The organism is Curvivirga sp., from assembly GCF_965219885.1.
Classification (GTDB): Bacteria; Pseudomonadota; Alphaproteobacteria; order UBA8366; family Aestuariispiraceae; genus Curvivirga.
This window is the reverse complement of the sequence record NZ_CBDCOT010000009.1, coordinates 43,207-59,594: the sequence shown is the minus strand read 5'-3', so window position 1 is coordinate 59,594 and position 16,388 is coordinate 43,207. Positions and strand designations below refer to the sequence as shown.

General features: G+C 41.3%; 19 protein-coding genes and 2 tRNA genes. 11 read left to right on the top strand and 10 right to left on the bottom strand.

Features of this window, described 5'->3' with window-relative positions; all coding sequences use genetic code 11:
- The first annotated feature begins 106 nt into the window (after positions 1-106).
- On the top strand, positions 107-481 hold the full coding sequence (locus ACOQOA_RS05830) for a hypothetical protein (RefSeq protein ID WP_420547707.1): 375 nt from the start codon (positions 107-109) through the stop codon (positions 479-481).
- A gap of 98 nt (positions 482-579) precedes the next feature.
- Here the strand turns inward: ACOQOA_RS05830 and ACOQOA_RS05825 are convergent, their stop codons facing one another.
- The 3 genes from ACOQOA_RS05825 to ACOQOA_RS05815 are packed head-to-tail and all read right to left on the bottom strand — an operon-like array spanning position 580 to position 2,755.
- A complete protein-coding gene (locus ACOQOA_RS05825; protein WP_420547706.1) occupies positions 580-1,914 on the bottom strand; it encodes a hypothetical protein in 1,335 nt (444 codons plus the stop codon).
- Complete coding sequence (locus tag ACOQOA_RS05820; RefSeq protein WP_420547705.1) at positions 1,880-2,380, bottom strand: hypothetical protein; 501 nt, start codon at positions 2,378-2,380, stop codon at positions 1,880-1,882. Before ACOQOA_RS05820 ends, ACOQOA_RS05825 begins: the two co-directional genes overlap by 35 nt.
- A gap of 12 nt (positions 2,381-2,392) precedes the next feature.
- A complete protein-coding gene (locus ACOQOA_RS05815) occupies positions 2,393-2,755 on the bottom strand; it encodes a hypothetical protein (RefSeq protein WP_420547704.1) in 363 nt (120 codons plus the stop codon).
- A 178-nt stretch (positions 2,756-2,933) separates the two neighbouring features.
- Here ACOQOA_RS05815 and asnB point away from each other — a divergent pair, with 178 nt between their 5' ends.
- Positions 2,934-4,829 carry an asparagine synthase (glutamine-hydrolyzing) gene (gene asnB / locus ACOQOA_RS05810; protein WP_420547703.1) on the top strand — a complete coding sequence of 632 codons (1,896 nt, stop codon included), beginning with the start codon at positions 2,934-2,936 and terminating at the stop codon, positions 4,827-4,829.
- Positions 4,830-4,880: 51 nt separating this feature from the next.
- On the top strand, positions 4,881-5,858 hold the full coding sequence (locus ACOQOA_RS05805) for a glycosyltransferase family 2 protein (protein WP_420547702.1): 978 nt from the start codon (positions 4,881-4,883) through the stop codon (positions 5,856-5,858).
- A gap of 68 nt (positions 5,859-5,926) precedes the next feature.
- On the opposite strand, the gene ACOQOA_RS05800 is transcribed toward ACOQOA_RS05805, so the two are convergent.
- Positions 5,927-6,001 (bottom strand) — tRNA-Gly (locus ACOQOA_RS05800).
- Positions 6,002-6,081: 80 nt separating this feature from the next.
- Positions 6,082-6,156 (bottom strand) — tRNA-Gly (locus ACOQOA_RS05795).
- Positions 6,157-6,376: 220 nt separating this feature from the next.
- Between ACOQOA_RS05795 and ACOQOA_RS05790 the strand changes: the two genes are divergently transcribed.
- From ACOQOA_RS05790 to ACOQOA_RS05765, 6 genes are read left to right on the top strand one after another with little or no spacing between them, the layout of a single operon-like run.
- Complete coding sequence (locus tag ACOQOA_RS05790) at positions 6,377-6,910, top strand: prolyl-tRNA synthetase associated domain-containing protein (RefSeq protein ID WP_420547701.1); 534 nt, start codon at positions 6,377-6,379, stop codon at positions 6,908-6,910.
- Between the two features lie 23 nt (positions 6,911-6,933).
- Positions 6,934-7,857: a thioredoxin gene (gene trxA, locus ACOQOA_RS05785; RefSeq protein WP_420547700.1), complete on the top strand. Its 924-nt coding sequence runs from the start codon at positions 6,934-6,936 to the stop codon at positions 7,855-7,857.
- A gap of 16 nt (positions 7,858-7,873) precedes the next feature.
- On the top strand, positions 7,874-8,554 hold the full coding sequence (locus ACOQOA_RS05780) for an LON peptidase substrate-binding domain-containing protein (protein ID WP_420547699.1): 681 nt from the start codon (positions 7,874-7,876) through the stop codon (positions 8,552-8,554).
- A 46-nt stretch (positions 8,555-8,600) separates the two neighbouring features.
- Positions 8,601-8,789 (top strand): Trm112 family protein, encoded by a 189-nt coding sequence (locus tag ACOQOA_RS05775; protein ID WP_420547698.1) that lies wholly within the window; start codon positions 8,601-8,603, stop codon positions 8,787-8,789.
- An 11-nt stretch (positions 8,790-8,800) separates the two neighbouring features.
- Complete coding sequence (locus ACOQOA_RS05770; protein WP_420547697.1) at positions 8,801-9,178, top strand: gamma-butyrobetaine hydroxylase-like domain-containing protein; 378 nt, start codon at positions 8,801-8,803, stop codon at positions 9,176-9,178.
- A gap of 42 nt (positions 9,179-9,220) precedes the next feature.
- Positions 9,221-9,655 carry a GNAT family N-acetyltransferase gene (locus tag ACOQOA_RS05765; protein WP_420547696.1) on the top strand — a complete coding sequence of 145 codons (435 nt, stop codon included), beginning with the start codon at positions 9,221-9,223 and terminating at the stop codon, positions 9,653-9,655.
- A 103-nt stretch (positions 9,656-9,758) separates the two neighbouring features.
- Here ACOQOA_RS05765 and gap read toward each other — a convergent pair whose 3' ends face one another.
- Together gap and ACOQOA_RS05755 are read right to left on the bottom strand one after the other, a co-directional pair.
- Positions 9,759-10,799 carry a type I glyceraldehyde-3-phosphate dehydrogenase gene (gene gap, locus ACOQOA_RS05760; protein ID WP_420547695.1) on the bottom strand — a complete coding sequence of 347 codons (1,041 nt, stop codon included), beginning with the start codon at positions 10,797-10,799 and terminating at the stop codon, positions 9,759-9,761.
- A gap of 153 nt (positions 10,800-10,952) precedes the next feature.
- The gene (locus ACOQOA_RS05755; protein WP_420547694.1) at positions 10,953-11,567 is read right to left on the bottom strand and encodes a LuxR C-terminal-related transcriptional regulator; all 615 of its coding nucleotides are present in this window, start codon (positions 11,565-11,567) and stop codon (positions 10,953-10,955) included.
- A 148-nt stretch (positions 11,568-11,715) separates the two neighbouring features.
- Between ACOQOA_RS05755 and ACOQOA_RS05750 the strand changes: the two genes are divergently transcribed.
- Positions 11,716-12,180, top strand: coding sequence for a PAS domain-containing protein (locus ACOQOA_RS05750; protein ID WP_420547693.1), 465 nt, complete (start codon positions 11,716-11,718; stop codon positions 12,178-12,180).
- Between the two features lie 32 nt (positions 12,181-12,212).
- Here the strand turns inward: ACOQOA_RS05750 and htpG are convergent, their stop codons facing one another.
- Positions 12,213-14,132 carry a molecular chaperone HtpG gene (htpG, locus tag ACOQOA_RS05745; protein WP_420547692.1) on the bottom strand — a complete coding sequence of 640 codons (1,920 nt, stop codon included), beginning with the start codon at positions 14,130-14,132 and terminating at the stop codon, positions 12,213-12,215.
- A gap of 225 nt (positions 14,133-14,357) precedes the next feature.
- Here htpG and ACOQOA_RS05740 point away from each other — a divergent pair, with 225 nt between their 5' ends.
- Complete coding sequence (locus ACOQOA_RS05740; protein ID WP_420547691.1) at positions 14,358-14,921, top strand: hypothetical protein; 564 nt, start codon at positions 14,358-14,360, stop codon at positions 14,919-14,921.
- A gap of 70 nt (positions 14,922-14,991) precedes the next feature.
- On the opposite strand, the gene ACOQOA_RS05735 is transcribed toward ACOQOA_RS05740, so the two are convergent.
- Complete coding sequence (locus tag ACOQOA_RS05735; protein ID WP_420547690.1) at positions 14,992-15,477, bottom strand: NUDIX domain-containing protein; 486 nt, start codon at positions 15,475-15,477, stop codon at positions 14,992-14,994.
- Between the two features lie 105 nt (positions 15,478-15,582).
- Positions 15,583-16,383 carry an alpha/beta fold hydrolase gene (locus tag ACOQOA_RS05730; RefSeq protein ID WP_420547689.1) on the bottom strand — a complete coding sequence of 267 codons (801 nt, stop codon included), beginning with the start codon at positions 16,381-16,383 and terminating at the stop codon, positions 15,583-15,585.
- Positions 16,384-16,388 lie beyond the last annotated feature (5 nt).

Here is a 16,388-nt window from a genome sequence, read left to right as displayed (position 1 = left end):
CATAATACTTTTCAAGGACATTTCGCATATGGCTGTGCGAAAAAAAATGGAAGGGCTGGGGGGCGTCCTATGAACTTCCTATGATTGGCAATTTTGGGGAAGGTTTATGTCTTTAGTGGACTCTCATGTTGAATATGGTTGTTGGATCACGCCTGATAATGTGGTGCAACAAGAAATTCCTAAACTTGATCAAGAAAATACACCTTGTTCAGTTGAAAAAATGCATGTGCATGGGGATCTTTACCGCGCCGGGTTTGTTGAGATCCGATACAGCGGTGGGGCCACGATGGAATTATGGGGCGTATCAGAAGCTATACGCCGATCGCGAGAAATATGGCAAGCGCTCGCAACATCAGTCAAACAAGTTACATTATGTACAGTTTCAACAAATGAAACCAAAATTGATATGTTGGATCATGAAATTGGCTTTGCCTTTCCGGCGGAAATGTCGGATTTGGAAAATTTCCTGGGTCTCGACTGATTATACTAAGGTTGAGATTAACTTTATGGGCGCCTTTGGGCGCCTATTTTGTTTGAGGTTTCTTGTTTTTCCAATTCTAAGCTATTGATGAAGTTAAATTAATCCCCAGTTATCGTGAAATAGAAAATCGCATCATAAAAATGTACAACAGAAATGCCTAGAAAGAGAGGAACTACAGCTTTATCGCTTTTTTGCAATACAGCGAATCTCATAACAGCGATATAGAGCAAAGCTGCAATACAATAATGCATCCGAGGTGCGTAATACCCCTGAAGAAAATTAAAAGATAAAACGCCTAAAATAGAAATAAGCAGCGCGAATAACGGTAGGTCACTAAAAGGCGATCGTAATGTTCTGTTTTTGTAAATAGCCCAAACTAATATGCCTAGAAATGCGAATAGGGCAGATATGACTTCAATTTTTGTTGTAAGATAGACTCTGAAGAGGAATTTTTCCGCTCGGGTAAATATTAATTCTAACCAATTATCTTGTTTAAGAGCTTCTGGTAACCACTTAAATTGCCCTTTATCCAAAGTTAGATAGGTGCTGGTTTCAAAGATGTATTGATTTAAATTTGTCCAGAACAGCACCGGGATTAAAGATAAGCCAATAAATAGGACAATGTTCCATAATAGTAATTTAATAGAAATATTGCGCTGACTTTTTAATACAAATATCCCATAAGCAAGGCCACAAAAAAAGGCGGGTACCAGAATGGCGAAGGCCGGATAAACTAGAATAGATAACCCTATAAATAGCCCCAAACTAATGTATGAGAATCTAGATAGCAGCTTAAATTGTGCCCCCAAGATACAATAAAAACACGCGCCTATAGCGACGGGTAGATTCATAATAACGGTGTGAAGCAGAAATGTACCTGCTTCTACAACGTCTAGGCTAGCAATAACAAGAGTCAAAGCGGCGGCGGTATAACTTGTAGTTTGCAGTCCACTAATTCTAATGGCACACCAGCAGCACATGAAGACAATACTTATATTGAGTATAAAATATGCGAGATAAAAATTTAGTACTTTTGAAATATGTGCCGCGCGACCTATGCCCAATGAGTCTTCAATTGAAATTAAGGGTTTGATAAATGCTGTGGGGCCGGAAAGCGCATATCCTACAACCAGTCCATATGTGAAATAAACAGGACGACCTTTCCAGTTATGATATTCTGTGAAGAATTTATGAGGTGCAAGCTGCCTATTTGTTAATTCTGGTGAATCACAATTAAAAGAAAAATTAACATAATTTGCGAGTGTTATTTTTTCCAGACAACCGATATCTTTATATTTAGGGGTTGTCGCAAGGATCGCTAACGCTAAGACAACAGCAAGATGCCAAAATTTAATATTTCCAAGACGTATCATTTCTCTGTTTCGCTTTGCGGAACTGCTATTCTTCAGACGTTGCTTCTTTTGTTTGCTCATTCGTCAGCAAATTGTATCGATCTTTAATACGTTCTATTGCTTCATGAAGTTGTTGAGCTTCTTCCTTTGAAAGCTCAAACTTTGGATCCCCAAGCTTAAGTATTACTTTGTCTATACGACCCCAAATACCTTCACCATCTATCGCATTCTTTATTGAAGATCCACCTTCTTTGATACCTGTCTTAATTGCCAAATGCAGAGGAATGCTTGCCATGCTCAATACAATAAGTAGTCTAACTGAAGGCCAGATGCTTTTAAGAAATTGACTCAAAATAAATTGCGGTTTGATTGAACTAACAGGTTTAAATCCACTTTCTTTTTGGAATTCAGCATAATTTGTTCTTTGTTGTTCAATATTAGCCACAGCTTCGTCTGGAGATGATGCCTTTCCCCAATATCCAGAATTGATGTCTTCTGCATACCAAATGCCGTTCACACAATTCAGTTTGATTTCAGTGTTTCGCATAATGTTGAGCCTTTAAACCTGTGCTTTTAGTGTAATGATAAGTAAGCCAAGGATGATAAACCCTGCACCTAGAATGTACCAAGAGTTCACATGTTCAGAGAAAAAATACCATCCGCCAAGAGGTACTAGAATAAATCCGATGGCTACAAATGGATATGCTAAATTGAGTGGTACAACTCTTAATATAAAAACCCAGAGTAATGAGGACATACCATAAAGAGCGAAAGCGCCCCAAAGCCAAAAATTGGAAAGAAGAGCCTCTACAATAGGTAGATCACTATTTTGATTGAGATGGTTTGCTGCAGACTTGAAGCATAATTGGCCTAAAGCCAATAAAAAAGAAAAGCCTACTAAATAGGCAACATGTTGCAGCATCGTCTTTTGTCTCTTAATTTACTTATAATTTTGAAGGGTTAGATTTGCTTCAAAAACAGACCCACAACTAAACTAAACTCTATAAAACAGTCAATAAGTAATTGCTTGTTTCCTGTGAAATGACTATGCAAAGGGAAATGAGAAATCTGTCATCATTTTGATTTAGGGGAATGACTTAATGTGTGGGATCGCGGGTTTTCTGTTTTCTGAAGGCCTTAAGAATTCAGAAGCAATACTTCGTGGAATGACGACTGCGCTCGCGCATCGTGGGCCGGACGGTCATGGCCAATATTTGGACGGCCCCGTCGCATTAGGGCATCGTCGTTTATCTATATTAGATATTTCAGAAGCCGGTCATCAGCCGATGGCGGATTCAGATGAAGAATATGTGGTTACCTATAATGGTGAGATCTATAACTTTAAGTCATTGAGAGCGGAGATTACGAAAGAGACTGGTTATCAGTTTAAAACGCAATGTGATACTGAAATTCTACCAATTGGTTTTAAGCTTTGGGGTGATGCGCTTTTTGATAAGTTAGAAGGAATGTTTGCAGTTGCGATTTGGGATCGTAAAAATAAAGAATTAACTCTCGCAAGGGATGCTGCCGGTATTAAGCCACTATACATTTATCAACTGGATACAACTGTATATTTTGCGAGCGAGATTAAGTCCTTTTTGACACTTTCAGATCACAAATTTCGTTTGAACGCAGAGAATTTGCATAGTTATTTTACGAATGGTTATGTAGGGCCTGATCGATCGACGTTGGAAGGTGTGAGTCAGCTTCTGCCCGGGACGATCCGACGCTATGATGTAAATGGTCAAGTTTTAAGTGAGGTACGTTTTTGGCAGCCAAGTCGTGAGGCTAAAATCTCCTCTCTTGATGAAGCAAGCGAACGTATATCGGCAACATTGAAGACTGTTGTGGCTGATATGATGATTTCTGATGTTCCTATTGGAATAATGCAAAGTGCAGGCATTGATTCATCTTTGATGTCATATAGTGCGCAAGGGTTTGATGTGCCGCTTTTTACGGCGAGTTTTTCTTCAAAATCATTCGATGAAAGTGGCGGTGCTAGCATTGTCGCGAAAGAAACTGGATTAGAGCACCATATTATTCAAATCCAAAATGATGAGAAACCGGAAGATATTGTACGTGCTATTGCGCATGCGACTGATGCACAATTATCAGATTCTTCGGGCTTTGCCCTATACAAACTCTGCAAGACTATTAAGCAGCATGTTACTGTCGCGTTGAGTGGTGAAGGTGGAGACGAATTTTTCGCTGGATATCCAACCTATAGAGCTTCTCGAATTGCAAGCGCTATGAATGGTATATTCCCGACGTCAATTGCCAAAATGATTGGTGAATTTGCAATGCAAAGAAATAATGCGAGGGATGGGCGTATTCCTCTCGCAGAAAAAGTCGGGCGTTTTATGCTTGGATATCAATATGGCAGTGGACTGCAACATGCTCAATGGCGTCGTTATTTATTTGAGTATCAGCTACCTGCTATATATGGCGCTGAAATGGCTGGGCTGATCTCTAAGGATCCTATGGCTGATTATAATGCTGCCATAAGCAGTAGTCAGGCTTCAACCGAAATAGATAGATGGATGTTGGGGGATCAACAATACTATCTTCCAAGTGACATGTTGGTTAAAAGTGATCGCATTAGTATGGCGCATTCTTTAGAAGTCCGGGTTCCATTTTTGGACAAACGGATTATGGAATTGGCAGGCAGTTTGGATCATAGTCTGCTTACATCGATGAAGGGGCCAGACAAGTTAGCGCTTAGAAAGAGTTTAGAAAAAATGACAAGCTCGACCGAGTTGATTCACGGGAAGAAACGCGGCTTCAATGTACCTATTGCTAAGATTCTGGTAGATGAGTTGTATGATCTAGCCAATAAGTTCTTTTATCATGAAGCTGATCGTTTTGCGCCTTGGCTCAAACCAGACGGTGTTAGGGAGCTATGGAAAGCTCATAAGAATCATCAGCAATCACATCATTATTTTTTGTGGTCACTTCTGGTCTTTGGTATTTGGGCTGAAGATACTGGGGTTAACTAAGAAATTGTATATAATCGCACTATAAAAGCTGCGAAAATTGGGAACAAAAACATGTCAGTGAAATCTCTTCTGGTTGTGATACCTTGTTTGAATGAGGAAAAGACTATTGCAACTGTGATCTCAGCAATTCCAAATACCATTAACGGGATTGATCGTATTGATGTTTTGGTAGTTGATGATGGATCCACTGATGCATCTGTGAAGGAAGTTGAAAAAGCTGGGGCATATTATGTCAGCCATCCGCGTAATAAAGGTGTGGGTGCTGCCTTCCGCACAGGTTTGAATTATGCCAGGGTCCATGATTACGATTTTATGTTGAATATGGATGGTGACGGCCAATTCAATCCACATGATATTCCTGAACTGCTAGCACCGGTATTGTCGGGTGAGGCAGATATGACAACCGCTTCACGTTTTAAAGATAAGAAACTGCACCCTAAAATGCCTGCAATCAAAAAATGGGGCAACTATAGGATTTCAAGTTTGGTAAGTGTTTTGACGGGACAGAAATTCTATGATGTCTCTTGCGGATTTAGAGCGTATAGCAAGGATATTATACGAACGCTTTCACTGCTTGGAAATTTCACTTATACGCATGAGGCTATTTTGCAGACGGTGTTCAATGGTTTTTCAATTGTAGAAGTACCCTTGGAAATTCGTGGTGAAAGAGAGTTTGGTAAATCACGAGTTGCCAGTAATCTTTGGCGATATGCAAAGCAGACAAGTTCAATTATTGGGTCTACTATTATTAGTCATCGCCCATTTACCGCTTTTGCATTTATCGCGTTGTTCTTTGGTATCATTGGCGTATCTTTAGGAATCTTCTTTATATATCACCGTTTTACAACAGGTGCTTTTGAACCGCATATCTGGGCAGGTTTTTCTTCAGCTTACTTTGTTGGTTTGGCGGTCATTTCTCTTTTATTCGGACAGGCGGCATTTATGTTCACGCGCCATCATAAAATCACAAAAAATGAAATGAATTTATTGGTTGATACGATTTTACAGCAACACCAGAAGAAAGAATAAGTAGAGACTAGACTTATATTTTCAAGATTAGAAGAGAAAAACCCGTCGGATGTCCGACGGGTTTTTCATGGAGCGGGCGATGAGATTCGAACTCACGACATCAACCTTGGCAAGGTTGCGCTCTACCCCTGAGCTACGCCCGCAACAAAGATCATCATCAAATGGGTAAGGATCATGATCGATTTAATAAGAAAAACCCGACAGATGTCCGACGGGTTTTCCATGGAGCGGGCGATGAGATTCGAACTCACGACATCAACCTTGGCAAGGTTGCGCTCTACCCCTGAGCTACGCCCGCAATTGGCGACTTGGAACAAATTGTTGTCCTCAAGTGCGGCGGATAATACGCATGATCACGGACAAGGCAAGCCCCTTTTTCAAAAAAGTTTCATTTTTTTAGAGCATTCTATGAAAAGTCGCAGAAAACAATAGTTATACTAGGCTGTCTTATTGCAATTAGAGGTTAAAATAGTTATCTATTTGGCGCTGAATTTTATCTTCGGAGATGGGATGTAAAGATGCCGAAAACAGATCAGGAATTATATGCGCGCCTGGATGAGTTGGGAATTAACTATCGCACAGTGGAACATGAAGCTGCGTTTACGGTTGAAGAGTCAAAATCTCACCGTGATGATTTGCCAGGTGGTCATACAAAAAATCTATTCTTACGTGATAAGAAAAAGAACCTGTGGTTAGCGACAGTGGATGAAGATTGTCCTATAAATTTAAAGCAACTACGTCATGTTCTTGGCGCGTCGGGAAATTTATCATTTGGTAATGCGGACTTGTTGATGGACGTACTTGGTGTAATTCCAGGATCTGTAACAGCTTTTTCTGTGATAAATGATACAGAAAAACGTGTTAGCATGGTTTTAGATACAGCTTTGATGGAAGAAGAGCTTATTAATGGTCATCCTTTGCGTAATGATCGTACAACAGCTGTGACACCTTCTGCCTTGATGACTTTTCTTAAGGCAGAAGGTTATGATCCTATGATGGTGGATTTTAAGGCACTAGCAGATGAATTAGCTGCGCAAGAAGCCGCAGATTAAGTATCCCAAGAAAGAGAAAAAAGATGGAAAATCCGATGATGCAAAATAATCTGAATGCTGGTGATGAGTTGATTAAAGATAGTAGCGATGCAGCTTTCCGTCAGGATGTGATGGAAGCAAGTATGCAGCAACCTGTTATCGTTGATTTTTGGGCGCCTTGGTGTGGGCCATGCAAGCAATTAGGCCCTGCTTTAGAGGCCGCGGTACAGCGTGCAGGCGGTAAAGTTAAAATGGTGAAAATCAACATTGATGAAAACCCGGGGATCGCAGGTCAGTTACAGGTACAGTCCATTCCAGCAGTGTTTGCGTTTGCGGGTGGTCAACCAGTTGATGGTTTTATGGGCATGCAACCGCCAAGTCAGATTGATGCTTTTGTGCAAAAAATGGCGCAAGCTGGTGGTGGTGATATGGGGGATCCGGTTGAAGGTGCTATGGAACATGCGGACCAATTGATGACCGAAGGTCAGATTGCTGGAGCTGCTGAGATTTATACTCAAGTCTTGCAACATGCACCTAATCACATCGGGGCAACTGCAGCGTTAGCTGACTGCTATTTGAAGATGGGATCTGTTGAAGGTGCGCAAGGTCTGATGGAAGGTTTGCCTGTTGAAGTGCAGGATGACCCTGCCTTTGAAAAGGTCAAGAAAGCAATCGCTGTTGCCTTGGAGGCTGCAGAAGCCGTCGGTGAGATTGAGAATTTGAAAAGAGCTGTGGAAGCTAACGCAGATGACCATCAGGCGCGTTTTGACTTGGCCCTTGCGACCTATGCAACAGGTGATAATGAAGGTGCAATGAATTTGTTGCTGGAAATTTTCTCAAAAGATCGTGAATGGAATGAAGGTGCGGCACGCGTACAGTTGTTGAAATTCTTTGAAGCAATTGGTCATGCCGATCCACTTGTCATTGCAAGCCGTAAGAAGTTATCATCTTTGATGTTTTCTGTTTAAAAGAATTGAGAGACGAATGGGACGATTTGACCCGGCATTTGACGAATTACCCACTAAATTGGCGATATTTCCGTTGCCAAATGTACTGATGCTGCCGGGGCAAATTTTACCATTGAATATCTTCGAAGATCGTTATCTCAATATGTTTGAAGATGTTCTGTCTAAAGGTCGCATGTTGGGGATGATCCAGCCACGTGACCCAGATGAAACCGAAATGCGTACTCAGATCGTATCTGGTGTTGCCCCTTTATTTAATGTGGGCTGTATGGGACGCGTAACCAATTTTGAAGAAACTTCGGATGGTCGGTTTGTTATTCAATTGCGGGGTGTTTGTCGCTTTACCTTAATGGAAGAAGCTATTTCTGATCGTGGGTATAGAGAGGCTATCGTCGATTGGGGCAGATTTAGGGATGATTTAACTGAAGCTCGGACAATTTCAATAGATAAGCCACATCTCATGTCTTTGCTTGAACGTTATTTAACTCTTAATAATATGAATGTAGATCTAAGATTGCTTGAAAAAACACAAGTGGAAATCTTGATTGATGCTTTAGCAATGATCTGTCCTTTTGGACCTGTTGAGAAGCAAGCATTGCTGGAAACTGGCACTTTGCAGGAACGAGCTGCAATGTTAATCACATTATTGGAAATGGCCCTTTTGCATAATGATGAAAATGGTGGTTTTCACACAAACTAACTGATATGTAACCACATATTCGTTGAAGAAGATTTAGGATAAAAATATGTCTACGCATGCAGAAATTGACCCAAAGCTATTAGAGATTTTGGTGGAGCCCGGTACACGTAGCCCTTTGAGTTATGATAAGGAGCGGCAATTGTTGATTTCTGAACAAACGAAGCTTGCATATCCTATCCGTGATGGTATTCCGATCATGTTAGCTGATGAAGCCGTACATGTGGATGATCTTTAAGTTTTAATTTTATGACTGAAGATAAATATTCAACACCCGTAAAGCCTGAAGAAATACATCTTCATACACAGGAAAAATGTCTCGAAGTTAGTTTTGAGAATGGTAAAATTTTTAAGTTACCTGCCGAATATTTACGTGTGGAAAGTCCAAGCGCCGAAGTGCAAGGGCATGGTGTCGGACCTAAGAAACTGATTGCCGGAAGAAAATTTGTAGGAATTATGAATATAGAACCTATTGGCAATTATGCGATTAAAATTATCTTCGACGACATGCATGACAGTGGTTTGTATAGTTGGCGCTATCTTTATCAACTTGGTGAAGAATATGAAGTGCGCTGGGAACAATATCTTGCAGACCTGAAGGCAGAGGGTAAACGTCGGGAACCTTAATATACCCGATATCTGCTTTGGGTCTCACAGGGGAGACCTTTAATGAAAATTAGACCTGCACGTGTTGAAGATCGTACGGCTTGGGATCCACTTTGGAAGGGGTATCAGGCATATTATGAAGTGGATCTATCAGCAACGACAGATAACACCTGGGATCGATTGATGCATCCAAAGGAAACTGGGCCTTGGTGTTTGGTTTATGAAGATGATGATGGGCAATTGATTGGTTTCACAACCTATTTACTTCATGATCATACATGGGGGGCAGAGCCGCGTTGTTACTTAGTAGATCTTTATACGAAAACTGAAAGCCGGGGAAAGCGCGTTGGGCGACATTTAATTGAGGCCGTCCATGAAGAGGCTCAAAGACTTGGATGTAGCCAAACTTACTGGCTGACGCAGCACTTTAATGAGGCTGGTCGACGTTTATATGATAAGGTGGCTAAAGAGACACCATTCATTAAATATCAAATGTAATTACATCTATATGTATGTAAAAAGGCCATCGGAAACGGAACCGATGGCCTTTTGGTTTTTCCCTGTGAGGCGATTAAGGGAAACTTTTGGGCAGCTTAAATATTTAAGCCGCTTTGTCTTGAGACTTTTGATCTAAAGCTGCGATGCATGTTGCTGTATCACACATACGGTTCGCAAAACCCCATTCATTGTCATACCAACTCATAATACGAACGAGATTACCTTCAATAACCTTGGTGCCACTTAAATCAGCGATGGAGCTTGCTGAATTGTGGTTCATGTCAATGGATACAAGCGGTAGATCTGTTGCCTGTAAGATACGCTTCATTTCATTAGATGCCGCACCAGATAGAAGTTGATTAACTTCTTCTTCGGATGTGTCACGCTTAGAAGTGAAGGTAAGATCAACCATAGACACGTTAGGTGTTGGGACACGAATGGATGTTCCATCTAGTTTTCCCGCAAGTTCAGGCAGAACTAAACCAACGGCACGTGCTGCGCCTGTAGTGGTCGGGATCATTGAGCCCATAGCGGCGCGTGCTCTGCGTGGATCTTTGTGAAGTCCATCATGTAGATTTTGATCGCCTGTATAAGCATGTACTGTGGTCATAAAACCTTTCTCAATGCCGATGCTGTCATTAAGAATTTTGGCAACAGGTGCCAGACAGTTTGTGGTGCAGGATGCGTTTGATATAACTGTATGTTGCGCTTTTAAGTCGCTTTCGTTTACACCGTAAACAATGGTAGAATCTGCATCACTGCATGGTGCAGAGACAAGGACGCGTTTAGCCCCAGCTGTCAGATGTGCAGAGGCCGCATCCTTATTGGTGAAGCGTCCGGTGCATTCCATAACCAAATCTACGCCTAATTCTTTCCATGGCAAATTCGATGGATTAGCTTCGGCAGTCATTTTGATTTTACCTGTGCCAACATCAATCCAATCATCTCCATGTGTAACATGTTGAAGATGTGGGCCGTGAACGGAGTCATTTTGGAAGAGCAAGGCGTTGATTTCCACCGGACCAAGGTCGTTGATCGCAACGAATTCAAGGTCACCCGAAGAGATGTATCCATTCTCAATAGCGGCGCGTAATGCTAGGCGTCCAATACGGCCAAAACCGTTAATTGCTACTTTCAATGTCATTTTCTATCTCCCGCAAAGATAAGCCTGAGGGCTGTAATTCGTTAAAGCTTTTTACTTTGTTGATTAAAACTATAACGATTGCTTCATTAAGTGCCTACACTCAGCGAGATAGAAAATTAAATCTTAAGGGTGGTAAATATACTACCCCTAAGGCTAGTGATTTGATTTGCGAGATAATGATACAGCCACCGCTTGTGCGCGATTTTTTACGCCAAGCTTGGTATATAAATTCTTTAGGTGAAACTTAATTGTGTTTACAGATAGGCCTAAGTAATTTGCAATCTGCTGGTTGGATTGCCCTGTTTTTAGATAGTCTAATAAATCTAATTCACGACGTGTGAGGCTTTCCCAGGGATCGTCTTGTAATTTTTTAAGGTCGAAATACGGAAAAACCATTTGGCCTGCGGCAACTGATGCAACAGTGGTAATTAGTTGTTCTGTACTATCGCCTTTTGCGCAAAAGCCCGCAGCGCCATTTAGCATAGCTTCTCGAATAATGCGTGGATTAGGCACGCCAGTATAAATTACAATCTTCGGGTGATATTCAAATTCACCAATTGCATCTAAAATGGCGCGGCCGTCAAGCCCAGGCATTTCCCAACCGGTTATCCCAATATCAAATTTGTTTTGTGCTGCCAGCCCAATAAACTCGGCACCTGTACGGGCGGTGCCAGTTAAAGTGAAACGATCATCGTTTTTAAAAAGTGTCTCAAGACCACTCAATACGAGGGGGTTTTTATCTGCGACTGCAATTCGATATTTATTCATATAATATAACTCAAATGGGTAGGTTGATATTATACTTGTGTTTCCTCCTAAATCAATCATTGCGGGCTAATAAAGGAGGTATTAGAATATATATCAATTGGTTGTGCGCAAAATTACCATCATTCAAAGATATTCGGGATATCCCTTGTTGAGCATAGAAGAATTAAAGTCTCAAAGGCATCGGCGTCTATATCAACTATGGTTGAGATGGAAGGGGGATAAGCATGTCCCACAAAAATCTCAAATAGACCCGCTTGAAATTGGGGCTGAAGCTTTACCCTATTTAGCGATACTTGAAGCAGTGAATGGTGGGGGAGACTATCGTTATCGTTTAGTGGGAACAGCTCTTGTTTATGCTATTGATAAAGATTTTACTGGAGAGACGATAGAAGGCTTCTTCGGGCGGCATGACGAACTATTTGTGTTGGAGGGATATGAACAGGCTCGCACAAGTCAATTACCTCTACTTGATGTGGGAGATTTCAGAGATAAGAGTAGAGAATTTATTTCATATCAAAGATTGATTTTGCCATTTGAATTGGATGGCGAGACGCAGATCTTTCTAGCATGTTTTGATTTTGACCAGATTGGCTTTCCGTCTTTTATCGGATGATAAAAAGGCGGGAAAGTATCCCGCCTTTATCTTTATAGCCCTTTTTCCATGAATAAGCTCATTCGGTGGGCAAAACCAGTTGGGTCCGGTAGGGATTCACCTTCCAGAATACGAGCTTGATCCAGAAGTAGTAAGGATGCATCCGTGATGTCCGCTCCGCCTTTCACAGCTTTTGCCATAGATTTGATCAGGCTATGGGTCGGGTTCACTTCCATAATGCGTACACTAGCTTGTTCTAGTTGTTTGTGTTGTTTTAGCAAACGTTCCAAGTTCATATCCATCCCGTTTTCATCAGCAACTAAACAAACTGCACTGCTTGTGAGACGGTCTGTTGATTTCACGTCTGCGACAGTTTCGCCCAAAGCTTCTTTAACTGCTGTGATAAAAGAACTCATTGCATCTTCGTCAGCAGCTTCTTTTTTATCTTCTGCTTTGTCTTCCGCATCTGGTGCAGCTTTGATTTCAGAAAGATCAGAGCTTGCACGGGTTACAGACTTAAACTGTTTTCCATCAAACTCACCAATACTTGGCAACCAGAATTCATCAACAGGGTCTGTCATATATAAGACTTCAACACCTTTTGCTTTAAAACCTTCAAGTTGAGGGCTACGTGCTAAAGCGTCTTTATCTTCCCCCGCGATGTAATAAATGGCATCTTGGCCTTCTTTCATTCGCGCCACATAATCAGATAGAGACACTAACTTATCATCTTCTGTAGAGTGGAAACGGGCAACTTTCAAAAGTTGCTGATGGTCATTACCGACTTCATACAGGCCTTCTTTTAAAACCATGCCGAAATTTGCCCAGAATTCATTATAAGATTCTGTATCATTTTCGGCGCGTTTCTCTAATTCACCCATCACTTTCTTTGTAATGCCGGCGCGGATTTTTGAAAGGATAGGATTATTTTGCAACATTTCACGAGAGATGTTTAGCGGTAGATCTTCGCTATCAATCACACCACGTAGGAAGCGAAGATGTTTTGGTAATAAATCATCGCATTCATCTGTGATAAAGACACGCTTTACATAGAGTTTCAGTTTGGACATGCGTTCCGGGTTGAATAAATCAAATGGACGCATAGTCGGGATATAAATCAAACCTGAATATTCGATCATACCTTCTGCACGGAAATGTAGGGTTGACCATGGATCGTCATACGCATGTGAAACATGATGATAGAATTCTTTATATTGTTCTTCTGTTACATCGGATTTGTTTTTTGTCCAAATCGCTGAGCCATCATTAATTTGATCGATACTTAATTCGTCTTTTGCTTCATCACCTTCGCCAACGCGTTTCATGCTTTCCAGTTTGATAGGGAAGGGAATGTGATTGGAGTAAGTAGACACGATATGTTTGATGCGCATCTCTTCCAGGAATTCCAATGCGTCATCTTTTATATGGAGCGTGATTGCTGTTCCACGCGCTACACGCTCAATTTCAGTGATCGTGAATTCACCTTTGCCATCGCTTTCCCAGCGGTGGCCGATTTTTTCACCTGCACGACGGCTTTCTACAGATACCCAATTGGCGACCATATAGGCTGAATAAAATCCTACGCCAAATTGACCAATTAAATTCGTATCTTTTTTTGCATCACCACTAAGCTTTTCCATAAAGCGCGATGTGCCGGAACGTGCAATCGTACCTAAATTACCGATTAACTCATCACGTGACATGCCTGATCCGGAATCGGCAATGGTTAAGGTTTTTGCTTCTTTGTTATAGGAAAGTTGGATGGCAAAGTCACTATTACCTTCCAAAAGAGTTTCGTCAGACAGGGCGTCATAACGTAAACGGTCACAGGCATCTGCAGCGTTTGAGATTAGTTCGCGCAGGAAGATTTCACGTTCACTGTAAAGGGCGTTTGCAACAATATCTAACAAGCGTCCCACTTCCGCTTCAAAGCGCATGGTTTCGCCGCCAGTTTTCTGATGCGTATCTGTCATTCTTATTCCTCTGGTTAGTTGATTAAATGTTAATAAATCCTGATTTTAAATGTGGGAAATCTTTCAAAAAGATCAATAGCCCAAATTTATCAGCGATGGATATAAGGATTTCTGCCGTTTTCTGCAAGATTAAAACAGCGAAATAGAACAAATGTGAATTTTTGTTGAATATTTTTAATTTGTTCACTATATATTCTATGTATTTAATTGTCAAAGGAGAAAAATATGGGTAGACAGCCAGGTATGGGACCGGATCCGGAACCGAGTGGTGGTCGGGATTTAGGCCAAAAGGCAGATAGGGAAACTGGGGGAGGTGAGGTTCGCGGAGTGAAACCCTCTCAAGGGCCGTCTCCTGAAGTTTTAGCTCGTCTTGAAAGAGAGCGTAAACTTCGTTTGAAGCAAGAACGTTTTAAAGAACATCGTCAAAAGGCAGCAAACCGTACCAATCAAACTATCGAGATGCAGGACTTAGACGATATCGGACAGGGACAGGTGAATAGGAGCCTGACAACGATGAAAAAATATCGTGATCAGTCTGGCATGGCAAAATGGGATATTCAGGAGGTGAAAGATAATCCTCAGGCCGGTTTGAGTCGAATCGCTGCAATTCGTGAAGGGCTGGAAGATGATGAGGAGACTTACAATAGTTATTTGGATGCTCTTCGAGCGCAATTAAAGGACAATCATTATAGTTTATCTGTCCTAGATGTAACTGCTCCCGCAAATAAAGGGCAGAAGTTTCGAGGTGACCTCAATAAGGGGTTTCGGATGTTAACAGCGAGCTTGTGATTTAGAGTTTATAAAGTAAAAGAGCGCTTAATCAGAGGGGCGCTTTTCTTTTATATGTTTCAGTTGCAATCTACTTAGCCTTGCCTGCTTTCTTTCGATCGATTTTGGGTAGGCAGTTTTTCAAGAATTTCTTTAAGGTAGTTTTAGTCGAAATCTTTGTTTGAAATATTCCCATTTTCCTCAGCTGATTGACCACAAAAATGGCCTTGTCATTCAAGGGAGTGTTTTCCAATTCATCTAAATAAACCTGTATGCGTTTGCGAGTATGTTTCTCTTCCCACATGGAATCGATACGAGTAACTTCAACGAAATAATAGATGATATCTTTCGTGGTATCTAAGTCGCTTGGGAGGAAAATAGAATTTTTAGTTGAAATGAGTTTACCATGCATACCTGCTTCTTCCAGCAATTCTCTTAAAGCGGTATCATTTTGAGATTCGCCAGCTTCCATCGCACCTTTAGGGAAGGTGTATAGAGCGGGGTTCTTGGTAGTGGATACCAAGCAAACCTGTATGCCACGACTATCTTTAATTAAGGGTATAGTGCCGATTCTCATAAATGAATCCTAGCAAGATATTCGAGGGATGTACATATGAGAAAGCTGCACAAGACGTTACTCTTTTGCTGATAAACGGTAAATGAAACTTTTATATGATTTATCTTACAATTTTTTAATAAAATTAACGCATTGATTTAAAACTTCATCTTGTTTTTGGAGATGAGGAATATGTTTGCAATCTGGAATCATACAGGCTTTTGTTGGTCCTTTCACATGGGTGAGTATGGATTCGACTTGTTTCTCAGATCCATATTCATCTTCTGCCCCTTGAAGGATCAAGGTGGGGCAAGTGATAGACTTTGTATCTTCTTCCATATTCCATCGCATGAAGTCGTAAGAGAGCCAGGTCACTGCCCAAGCATCAAATAAAGTTGCTGTTTTTTCGCCATGATATTTTGAAAGTCGTTTTTCCAAATCTGTATGAGCCCAGACAAATTTGGCTTCTGCAATGCCTTTCACCGTTATGTCTTCAACGAAAACATGGCCTGCTTCGGTTATAACTGCTTTTGGATTGAATTTTGCTGCATATAGCAAAGCGATGCTACCACCGTCAGAATGACCAAATAAAATAGGGTTCGTTATGCCTGCTTTTTCCAATACTTCCGGGCATTCTTCTTGCCCATATTGATGCAGGTAATCGGGATTACGTTCCTTGCTAAGCGGTGATGACCCACCATATCCCTCACGGTCATAGGCCATGACGCGCCGACCAGTTGCATTTGCAAGTTTTTGTGGGAAATCTCGCCACATCCCAATGCAGCCAAGTGCTTCATGCAGTAAGACAATATCTTCCTTAGTTTCTGTATGGGACCATGTGTCAGGTGTATACCAGCGAATCGCAATGTTTACGCCATTTTCAAGCGTGATGATTTCATCTTGAATAGAAATCTCCTCAACAGACATGGAAG